Source organism: Candidatus Streptomyces philanthi, from assembly GCF_059553635.1.
Genome location: NZ_JCANQV010000624.1, coordinates 1 through 1,070 on the forward strand (window position 1 = coordinate 1; position 1,070 = coordinate 1,070).

Here is a 1,070-nt window from a genome sequence, read left to right on the forward strand (position 1 = left end):
AGGTGATCACCGACAGCCTCGCCCGGCAGGGCCACAAGACGAAACGCCTGACCGTCAGCCACGCCTTCCACTCGCCGTTGATGGAACCGATGCTCGCGGAGTTCCGTGAGGTGCTGGAGGGCCTGACGTTCGGCGAACCGACCGTCCCGATCGTCTCCACGGTGACGGGGGAGCCGGCCGGTCCGGAGACGTTGGCCTCGCCCGATTACTGGGTGGAGCACGCCCGCCGCCCCGTACGTTTCCTCGACGCCGTACGAGCGGCGGAGGGCGAGGGCGTGCGGACGTTCGTCGAGATAGGCCCCGGTGCCACGCTCTCCGGCCTCGTCCCCGACTGTGTCCGGGAGTCCGCGTCGGCGCCCGTTCCGCTGGTGCGGGCACGCAAGCCCGAACCCGAGACGTTCCTCGACGCGCTGGGGCGGCTGTACGCCCGTGGTGCCGACGTCGACTGGAGCCGGGACTTCGAGGGGACAGGGGCGCGCGTCATCGACCTTCCCCCGTACGCCTTCCAGCGCCAGCGTCACTGGCCCACCGCGCTCACCACCCGTACGGCGCCGGCGGAGAGCGCCCCGGCCGAGCCCGCACCCGACGCGGCGGGCATCGGCACGCCTCCCGCCGTGACGGTGCCGGAGCCGAGAGCGGTCCACCAGCTGGTGGTCGAGCAGCTCGCCGAGGTACTGGGGTATGCGCACGCCCGGGAGATCGATCCGCAGCACACCTTCACCGACCTGGGCCTCGACTCGTTCAGCGCCGTGGAATTCCGTACCCGGCTCGGCTCCGCCGTCGGGCTTTCCCTGCCGACCGGCCTGGTGTTCCAGTGCCCGACGCCGAACGACGTGGCGGACCACCTCACCGACCGCCTCTCCGGGGAAACCACGCCGACCGCACCCGCACCGGACGAAGCCCGGCTCGACGACGATCCGTTGGTCGTGGTGGGCATGGGCTGCCGCTACCCGGGCGGAGTCGCGTCCCCGCAGGACCTGTGGGAGTTGGTGTCCGAGGGACGGGACGCGGTGGGTGCTTTCCCGGTGAACCGTGGTTGGGCGGAGGACGTTTACGACCCTGATCCGGAT

1 protein-coding gene is annotated in these 1,070 nt (G+C 71.4%); it reads left to right on the forward strand.

The window, feature by feature from the left end:
* Positions 1 to 1,070, forward strand: a 1,070-nt coding sequence (locus tag AC51EU_RS30710) for a phosphopantetheine-binding protein (RefSeq protein ID WP_496270363.1), incomplete at both ends; no start/stop codon positions are given.